Origin of the sequence: Pseudomonas protegens (assembly GCF_003732485.1) — a bacterium.
In the GTDB taxonomy this organism is placed as follows: domain Bacteria; phylum Pseudomonadota; class Gammaproteobacteria; order Pseudomonadales; family Pseudomonadaceae; genus Aquipseudomonas; species Aquipseudomonas protegens_B.
Window position 1 is genome coordinate 5,333 of sequence record NZ_MOAK01000078.1, and the last position, 9,106, is coordinate 14,438.

General features: G+C 65.3%; 5 protein-coding genes. All 5 read left to right on the forward strand.

Annotated features, from left to right (window positions below; translation table 11 throughout):
• Positions 1-192 precede the first annotated feature (192 nt).
• Positions 193-1,614: a type II secretion system ATPase GspE gene (gene gspE, locus BLX41_RS20470; protein WP_123726357.1), complete on the forward strand. Its 1,422-nt coding sequence runs from the start codon at positions 193-195 to the stop codon at positions 1,612-1,614.
• Complete coding sequence (gspF, locus tag BLX41_RS20475) at positions 1,614-2,825, forward strand: type II secretion system inner membrane protein GspF (protein WP_123726358.1); 1,212 nt, start codon at positions 1,614-1,616, stop codon at positions 2,823-2,825. The genes gspE and gspF overlap by 1 nt, the downstream gene beginning before the upstream one ends.
• Positions 2,826-3,390: 565 nt before the next feature.
• Positions 3,391-4,584 (forward strand): substrate-binding domain-containing protein, encoded by a 1,194-nt coding sequence (locus BLX41_RS20480; RefSeq protein WP_123726359.1) that lies wholly within the window; start codon positions 3,391-3,393, stop codon positions 4,582-4,584.
• Between the two features lie 164 nt (positions 4,585-4,748).
• Positions 4,749-5,921, forward strand: a complete 1,173-nt coding sequence (locus BLX41_RS20485; RefSeq protein ID WP_123726360.1) for a substrate-binding domain-containing protein — start codon at positions 4,749-4,751, stop codon at positions 5,919-5,921.
• A 192-nt stretch (positions 5,922-6,113) separates the two neighbouring features.
• The coding region (locus tag BLX41_RS35850; RefSeq protein ID WP_259745039.1) for a two-partner secretion domain-containing protein at positions 6,114-9,106 on the forward strand (2,993 nt) is incomplete at its 3' end.

Here is a 9,106-nt window from a genome sequence, read left to right on the forward strand (position 1 = left end):
CCGCTGTAAGAGCGGAACCCTAAGTGGCCACACCCGCAGCACCGGATATGTACCCAACCCCCGCTGTAAGAGCGGAACCATAAGCCGCCACACCCGCAGGAACGGATATGTACCCAAACCCACGGTAAGAACAAACACCGTAATCAGCCCCACCCGCAGTCCCGGATATGCACCCCACCAGGAGACACAAGCATGACCACCCAGCTCCCCTACGCCTGGGCCAAATCCCAACGCATTCTCCTGCGTCACAGCGAGGAGGGCGCCACCCTGCTGGTCTGCCCCTCGACCCCCGGCTGGTCCATCAGCGAAGCCCGCCGCCAGTTCGGCCCCGCACGCCTGGAGCGCATCCGCGACGATGAGCTCGACGGGCTCTTGGCCACGGCCTACGCCGACACCGGCAGCGCCGCCGCGGTGGTCGGTGCGGCGGAGAATGAGGTGGACCTGGACCGCCTGATGCAGGACATGCCGGAAATCACCGACCTGCTGGACACCCAGGACGGCGCCCCGGTGATCCGCATGATCAACGCCTTGCTCACCCAGGCCGCGCGGGATGAGGCCAGTGATATCCATATCGAGCCCTTTGAGACTCACTCGGTGGTGCGCTACCGGGTCGACGGCACCCTGCGCGACGTGGTCTCGCCACGCAAGGCGCTGCACGGCGCGCTGGTGTCGCGGATCAAGATCATGGCCCAGTTGGATATCGCCGAAAAACGCCTGCCCCAGGACGGCCGCATTGCCTTGCGGGTGGCCGGACGGCCCATCGATATTCGCGTGTCCACGGTGCCCACCGGCCACGGCGAGCGGGTGGTGATGCGGCTGCTGGACAAGCAGGCCGGGCGCCTGCAACTGGAAACCCTGGGCATGGACCCGGATGTCCTGGCGCGTCTGGATGGCTTGATCCGCCAGCCCCACGGCATCGTCCTGGTCACCGGTCCCACCGGCAGCGGCAAGACCACCAGCCTCTACGCCGCCCTGGCCCGGCTGGATGCCAGCACCAGCAATATCCTCACTGTCGAGGACCCGGTGGAATACGACTTGCCGGGCATCAGCCAGATCCAGGTCAACGCCAAGATCGACATGACCTTCGCCCTGGCGCTGCGGGCGATTCTGCGCCAGGACCCGGACGTGATCATGATCGGCGAGATCCGCGATCTGGAAACCGCGCAGATCGCGGTCCAGGCTTCGCTTACCGGGCACTTGGTGCTGGCGACCCTGCACACCAACGACGCGGTGTCGGCGGTCAACCGCCTGATCGACATGGGGGTGGAGCCTTTCCTCCTGGCCTCGTCGATGCTCGGGGTGCTGGCCCAGCGGCTGGTGCGCCGCTTGTGCAACCAGTGCAAGCAAGCCGATCCGGCCAATCCCGGTACCTGGCACCCGGTGGGCTGCCCGGCCTGTAACCACATCGGCTACAGCGGCCGCACCGGGATTCATGAGCTGTTCTGCATCGACGATGACCTGCGCAGCCTGATCCATCAGGGCGCTGACGAGCAGGCCCTGCGGGCCGCTGCGCGGCGGGCGGGGATGCTGAGCATGCGTGAGGATGGCGAGCGCTGGGTACGCAGCGGCGCCACCGCACCGGAAGAAATCCTACGTGTGACACGGGACGCCTGATGAATCGCTATCGCTACGAAGCCGCCGACGCGCTCGGCAAGATCGAGTCCGGCCACCTGGAAGCCGACAGCCAGGGCGCGGCTTTCGCCAGCCTGCGCAGCCGCGGCCTGACTGCGCTGCAGGTGCAACTGGACAGCAATCCTGGCAGCGGCGCAGCAGGGGGGCTCTTCAGCCCCAGGCTCAGCGACAACGACCTGGCCTGGGCCACGCGCCAGCTGGCCAGCCTGCTGGGGGCCAGCCTGCCTCTGGAGGCGGCGCTGAGTGCCACGGTGGAGCAGGCCGAGCGCAAGCACATTGCCCAGACCCTGAGCGCGGTGCGCAGTGACGTGCGCAGCGGCATGCGCCTGGCCGAGGCCCTGGCGGCGCGGCCCCGGGACTTTCCGGAGATCTACCGGGCACTGATTGCCGCAGGTGAAAAGTCCGGTGACCTGGCCCAGGTCATGGAGCGGCTGGCGGACTACATCGAGGAGCGCAACGGCCTGCGGGGCAAGATCCTCACTGCCTTTATCTACCCCGGGGTGGTGGGGCTGGTGTCCATCGGCATCGTCATTTTCCTGCTCAGTTATGTGGTGCCCCAGGTGGTCAGCGCCTTTTCCCAGGCACGCCAGGACCTGCCGGGGCTGACCCTGGCCATGCTCAACGCCAGCGACTTCATTCGTGCCTGGGGCATTCAGTGTTTTGGCGCCATGGTGGCGGGGTTCTGGGGTTGGCGGCTGTACCTGCGCAACCCCCGGGCACGCCTGAGCTGGCACAGTCGGATTCTGCGCCTGCCGCTGTTCGGGCGTTTTGTCCTGGGGTTGAACACTGCGCGTTTCGCCTCGACCCTGGCGATTCTCAGCGGTGCCGGGGTGCCGCTGCTGCGGGCCCTGGACGCGGCGCGCCAGACCCTGTCCAACGACCGCCTGAGCCAGAGCGTCAGCGAGGCCACGGCCAAGGTGCGCGAGGGGGCCAACCTCGCGGCTGCGCTACGGGTGGAGAAAGTCTTTCCGCCGGTGCTGATCCACCTGATCGCCAGTGGCGAAAAGACCGGCGCCTTGCCGCCGATGCTGGAGCGGGCGGCCCTGACCCTGTCCCGGGATATCGAACGCCGGGCCATGGGCATGACCGCGTTGCTCGAACCGCTGATGATCGTGGTCATGGGCGGCGTGGTGCTGGTGATCGTGATGGCGGTGATGCTGCCGATCATCGAGATCAACCAGCTGGTCACCTGAACCGCACAATCCGACCCGACCTGACCCCGGCCTGGCCCCGTCCGGCCCGATCTGGCTCGGTCCGTAGGAACTGGCTTGCCAGCGAAGGCGTCGGCAGCGGCGATGCAGGTCTCGCAGGCCCCTTCGCCGGCAAGCCGGCTCCTACGAGGGGGCGCAGCGAAGGTATGGTCCGAAGCGCAGGGCAGGGCAGCCATAAAATCTCACGCCGCCGGCCTCACACCCGACTCGGCCATCGGCCAAGCTCGGGTTCCTCGTTCTGTCATGTTCCAGCGCTGTCTGCACCGCCCGCGGCGCTTGCAGGGCGATGCCGGCGCCAGCCTCGGAAACCTGGCTGTCACCTTCCCGGGAAAGGCCCGAAAACCGGCGACAAACACCCGAGAATCTTTTGCAAAAACAGTCGGTTTCTCCCGAGGTTTTTTCCTTTATCTGTCACCGGAAGCTGCGAACTTCTCTCTCCATGGCCTCACCCCTCAAGCCGTCTGGAACAAGGCTTTTGGCCCGAGCGCCATGGCGTCATGCAAGAGCTATTCACCCAACGTACGAACACGACGAAAGGAGATTCTTCATGTTTAAGCGCAACGTTCTGGCGGCATCCATGACCCTGGCAGCCCTGTGCTCGGCACAAGCTGCAATGGCTGACATCAACGGTGGCGGCGCTACCTTGCCACAACCGCTGTATCAGACCTCCGGCGTACTGACTGCCGGCTTCGCTCCCTACATCGGCGTAGGCAGCGGCAACGGCAAATCTGCCTTCCTGAACAACGATTACACCAAGTTCGTGGCCGGCACTACTGGCAAGAACGTGCACTGGGCCGGTAGCGATTCCAAGCTTTCTGCCACTGAACTGAGCGCCTACGCCAGCGGTCACGAAGCCGCCTGGGGCAAACTGATCCAGGTGCCTTCGGTCGCCACTTCGGTTGCCATTCCGTTCAACAAGGCCGGTACTGCTGCCGTTGACCTGAGCGTCAACGACCTGTGCGGCGTGTTCTCGGGCCGTGTCTCTACCTGGAACCAGATCGCCGGTTCGGGCCGTACCGGTGCCATCACCGTGGTCTACCGCAACGAAAGCAGCGGCACCACCGAGCTGTTCACTCGTTTCCTCAACGCCAAGTGCGCTGAAACCGGCACCTTCGCCGTGACCACCAACTTCGCCTCCAGCTACTCGGGCGGCCTGCCTGCCGGTGCTGTAGCCGCAGTCACCAGCCAAGGCGTGATGGACGCGCTGAACGCTGCCGACGGTCGCATCACCTACATGAGCCCGGACTACGCCGCCACGACCCTGGCCGGTCTGGACGACGCCACCAAGGTGGCCAAGGTGGCCGGTGTTTCGCCAGCGCCTGCCAACGTTTCCGCCGCCATCGAAGCCATCGAGCCTCCGACCGTGCTGCGCAAGGATGGCACCATCGTCGACGGCACCAAGCCCAACAACTGGGTACCGGTATTCGCCGCTAGCGCCAGCGCCACCGATCCAAGCGTCGTGCCTTACCCAACCACCGGCTACCCGATCCTGGGCTTCACCAACCTGATCTTCAGCCAGTGCTACGCCGACGCTACCCAGACCTCGCAAGTGCGGACTTTCTTCGGCCGTCACTATGGTTCCAGCTCGCTGACCAACAACGACAACGCCATCAAGAACAACCGCTTCGTACCGCTGCCAGCGGCCTGGAAAACCGCCATTCGTGACAACTTCGTCAACGCTTCCAACGTGCTGAGCATCGGCAACACCAGCGTCTGCAACACCATCGGTCGTCCGCTGTAACGCGGGCTGCAACCGAGCCGCAACACCCGATCAGCAACGGTTTGCGCCGTTGCTGATTTTTTTTGTCCTGCAGGCGCCACCCACGGCGTTGCAGGCATCCGCACGGCGCTGTCCAGGTTCGTTGAGCGGTCCCTGGCACGCCCTGATTCGACAGGAGTCTGATCATGCCCAACGTCCATTGGTGGATGGCTTCATTGCTTTGCAGTGCCGTGTGCGCCCAGCCAGCGCTGGCGGATTTGAATGGTGGCGGTTCGACCTTGCCCCAGCCGCTGTACCAGACCCCCGGTGTACTGAGTGCGGGGTTCGCGCCGTATCTGGGGTTGGATCAGCGCGACCGGGAAGCGTTTTTGAACAACGACTACGGCGCCCTGATGCCGGGGGATAACAGCAAGAATGTGCACTGGATAGCCACTGAGTCCAAGTTGACCAGCGCCCAGCTGACCGACTATGCATCGCTGCACAAACCGGCCTGGGGGCCACTGATACAGGTGCCGTCAGCGGCCACCAGTATCGCGATCGCGTTCAACAAGCCCGGTGGTGCCTTGAACTTGAGCACCCATGACCTATGCGGCATTTTTTCCGGTCGCTTGGTTGACTGGAGTCAGCTCTATGGTTCGGCGCGTAACGGCCCGATCACCGTGGTATACCCCCAGGGTTCAAGCGCTACCACGGAAGTGTTCACGCGCTTTCTCAATGCCCGTTGCAACGAATCCAGTGGGCCGTTTTCGCCTAGCCGATACTTCGCCTACGCCCATCCTTATGGGCCTCCGGCCAATGCCGTCACCGCTGTCGGCAGCGCGCAGATCATGGCGACGGTGAATGCCACGGTCGGCAGCATCACCTTCATCGGCGCGACGTACGCGGCGAGCAGCCTGGCGGGCCTGGAGGATGGCAGCAAGGTGGCGCGGGTGGACGGTGTCGCCCCGACACCGGCCAACATCGTTGATACGATCAACGCCATCAGGACCCCATTGTCGCCGGAGCTCATGCCGTACCTGAGCGACCCCAACACTTGGGTGCCGCAGTTTGCCGCAAACCCTAGCCCCTACGATCCCAGTGTGGTGGCTTATCCCCATGTCGGGTATCCGATTCTGGGCTTCACCAATCTGGTGTTCAGCCAGTGCTACGCCGATGCCACCCAGACTGCGCAGGTCCGGGCGTTCTTCTCTCGTCACTACAGCGTGTTTGGGCTCAACGACACGGCCATCAGGAACAACCGCCTGCAACCGCTGCCCGCTAACTGGAAGATGGCGATTCGCAGCACCTTTCTCACCCCGGCCAGCGCCTTGAGCATCGGCAATCCCAACGTCTGCAACGGTATTGGGCGTCCTCTTTGAGGGCGCTGCGGCAACGGCCCGGGCCGTTGCCGCAACCTGTTGTCGCCTGCATTACACCCGGCAGATGAATTTTCCGTGACATCCGTTCGGTCGCGCCTTGCGCCAACGGCCTATTCCCTAAAGCAGTGACGCGCGCCCTGGGCCCTACAAGCGTCGCGCTCCCGTGGGCGTCATAACAAAGGATGAGTAGTAATGGTTCGCTGCAAACCTCCGGTCAAATCCCCAGCCCTGCGCCTTGATGGCGAGATGCCGATCCTGCGGCTCAAGCCTCTGGCCCACGCCATCGCCCTGTTGATGATGGCGGGCAGTGCCCATGGCGCCACGGCGTTCAGTTCCGGCTGGTTTGCCGACAAGGGCGCCTCCCAGGCTGCCACTGCCGCGCGCACCAACGGCCAGGTGCCGGGGATCCCGCCGCTGTCCCAGCAGACCCGGGCCAACCAGCAGTTGCAGCGTTCCTTGAGCAATCTCAATGCCAGCGTCGCCGCCATCGCCGCCCAGCAGGCGGCCCAGGCCGCGGCGCGTCAGGCGGCCTTCGGCACGCTGAGCAGTATTCCCGACGGCCTCGGCCAGGGCGGGCTGAAGGTCGACAACAGCCTGACCCAGGGCTGGATCAACGCCAAGGGTCCGGTGCAGAGCCAGTCCGGCGGCAAGACCACGGTGACCATCGAACAGACCGCCGACAAGGCCATCCTCAACTGGGAGACCTTCAACGTCGGGCGCAACACCACCGTGGACTTCCAGCAGCAGTCCAACTGGGCGCTGCTGAACAAGGTCAACGACCCCAACGGTCGGCCCAGCGAGATCCAGGGCCAGATCAAGGGCGCCGGCACGGTGATGATCATGAACCGCAACGGGGTGATCTTTACCGGCACCAGCCAGGTCAACGTGCGCAATCTGGTGGCCGCCGCAGCCACCATCAGCGATGAGCAGTTCACCCAGCGCGGGCTCTATGTGGACGCCAACGGCACCCAGCCGACCTTCAGCGACGCGCTGGGCAAGGTCCAGGTGCAGCGCGGCGCGCTGATCCAGACCCACGCTCCGGCCAGTTCCACCGAGTCCGGCGGTTATGCCTTGCTCCTGGGCGCGGAAGTGGAAAACGCCGGCACCCTCGTCACCGCCAAGGGCCAGACGACCCTGGCCGCCGGCGACAGTTTCTACATTCGCCGCGGGGTTGGCACCAGCGGCAACCAGCACTCGACGACCCGGGGCAACGAGGTCGCCACCTCGCTCAAGCCCGGCAGCAGCGCCGGCAAGGTCAGCAATAGCGGGCTGATCATGGCGTCCACCGGCGACATCACCCTGACCGGGCATCAGGTGCAACAGAACGGCGTGGCCCTGGCCAGCACCTCGGTGGACACCCGCGGCACCATCCACCTGCTCAACGCCGCCAGCGACAGCAGCGGCAGCGTGACCCTGGGGCAGGGCAGCACCACGGCGATTTTGCTGGACAGCTCCGGCAGCACCGCCCTGGACAGCCAGCGCAACAATGGCCTGATCAACCTCGACGGCACCCCGACCAACCTGATCACCGGCCAGTTCAACAACTTGAGCAGCGTCGCCGACCGCACCGATCAGTCCCGGGTGGAGATCGTCAGCGGCGGCAGCGTGGACTTCCAGAGCGGCTCCATCACTCTGGCCACCGGCGGCCAGGTGGCGGTCAGCGCCGGGCAGCGCAGCCTGGTGCGCGATGGCGCGGTGATCGATGTGGCCGGCGCCGTCGGGGTCAAGGTGGCGATGGAGTCCAACACCATCAAGATCAACGTCCAGGGCAACGAGCAGCGCGACTCGGCGGGCAACCGCGACAGCGGCCAGTTGATCAACAACGACGTTTGGGTCGACCTGCGCGAACTGGTGTTCGTCCCGGCGGGCACCAACGGCTACGCCACCGATCGCTGGTACACCGCCGGCGGCCTGCTGGAAGTGGGCGGCTACCTGGGCACCCAGGGCCACAATATTGGCGAGTGGATGGCTCAGGGCGGCACCCTGACCTTTACCGGCAAGGAGGTGGTGACCCAGTCCGGGGCTCAGTTGAACCTGTCCGGCGGCACTGTCGATGTGCAGGGCGGCTATATCCAGCAGACCTGGCTCAAGGGTGCCGACGGGCGTCTGTACGAACTGTCCCGGGCTCCGGGGGACCTGCTCTACACCGGCATCTACAAGGGCTATGTGGACAGCAGCCCGCGCTGGGGGCGCACCGATTACTACTACAACCCGCTGATCGCCCAGCAGCGCCGCTACGAGGCCGGCTACAGCGTCGGCCGCGACGCCGGCAAGCTGGTGATCGGCACCGGCAATGCAGTGCTTGAAGGCCAGCTGGTCAGCGAAGTGTTCAAGGGTGACCGCCAGACCCAGGCACCGAACATCAACCTCGATGGCTATCAGCAATCGCACAAGGCCGCGGCCCAGCGCGCGCAGCTGATCATTGGCAACTACACGCCGATCTACAACAAGGCCAGTGGCACCCTGCGCTACGCCCTGAGTCCCACCGTGGACAAGGTGCTGATCGAGGCCAACCAGCAGAAGATCGCCGACGGCCTGGACCTCACTACGGCCCTGCCGGCCAACCGCCAGGGCCAGCTGGTGCTGGACAGCGACACGCTCAACGGCTTCCAGCTGGGGGCGATCAAGGTCGGCGCCAAGCAGCAGATCCAGGTCAACAGCGCATTGCAGGTGGCGCACGGTGGCGACATCACCCTGTTCGGGCCAGAGGTCAAGGTCAACGCCAACCTCACGGCCCATGGCGGCAGCATCAACGCCGGCAACGTGCTGAACCAGGTGGATGTGAACCGCAACTTCGTGGTCGGCGATGTGATCCTCGCGCCCACGGGTGGTGCCCAGGCCCGGGTCGATGTGGCCGACGGGGTCAAGCTGGATGTCAGCGGGCGCTGGAGCAACCTGGCCCTGGACCCGTCGGACAGCAGCGGCCTGGCCTTTATCAACGGTGGCAAGCTGTCGTTGCGCAGCAGCGGCGACCTCAACCTGGGCAACGGCACCCTGGTGGATGCCGGCTCCGGCGCCAGCCTCGGCTATGACGGCAAGGCCAGCGGCGGCAAGGGCGGCGACGTGACCCTGGCCGCCGACGGCAAGCTCGACCTCAAGGGCGAGCTGCGCGGCCATGGGGTCAACGGCGGCGGCACCCTGGCCCTGCAGGCCCACAAGGTGCTGATCGGCGCCAAGGACGTCAC

Excerpts from the sequence above, each read along its gene's own strand:
- gspE (WP_123726357.1), top strand. The coding sequence starts at position 193 with ATGACCACCCAGCTCCCCTACGCCTGGGCCAAATCCCAACGCATTCTC.
- gspF (WP_123726358.1), top strand. The coding sequence starts at position 1,614 with ATGAATCGCTATCGCTACGAAGCCGCCGACGCGCTCGGCAAGATCGAG.
- BLX41_RS20480 (WP_123726359.1), top strand. The coding sequence starts at position 3,391 with ATGTTTAAGCGCAACGTTCTGGCGGCATCCATGACCCTGGCAGCCCTG.
- BLX41_RS20485 (WP_123726360.1), top strand. The coding sequence starts at position 4,749 with ATGCCCAACGTCCATTGGTGGATGGCTTCATTGCTTTGCAGTGCCGTG.